Genomic DNA, 349 nt, shown 5'->3' with positions numbered 1-349 from the left:
GCGCTGAAGTTCCCGAACGTGTACCTCGGCACCGGCGCGTACCCGCCGCGGCACTGGCACGCCTCGGTGCACCAGTTCCTGACCGGGCCCGGCCGCCGCAAGGTGCTGTTCGGGACGAACTTCCCGACCGTCGCGCACGCCAAGGCCCTCGCTCAGATCGACGAGCTGGGACTGCGCGACGACGTGCGGGCACGGCTGATCGGCGGGACGGCGTACGAGGTGTTCACCCGCTTCGCCCCGGTCCCGGGACTTCTCGGCACGGCAGGAGGATCCGCGTGAGCGATGCGACGAACGGCGTGGCGACCGGGGCGGCGGCGGACGTCGGGCCCACCGTGGGGGTGGTCTACGG

1 pseudogene is annotated in these 349 nt (G+C 72.8%); it reads left to right on the top strand.

Annotated features, from left to right (window positions below):
* A pseudogene (locus AC1DSF_RS31570) lies at window positions 1-279 on the top strand (hypothetical protein); the annotation flags it as partial.
* Window positions 280-349: the final 70 nt, after the last annotated feature.

This window comes from Variovorax sp. 01N429, from assembly GCF_056399425.1.
Note: the sequence above shows the minus strand (reverse complement) of the source record. Positions and strands in the feature narration are given on the sequence as shown.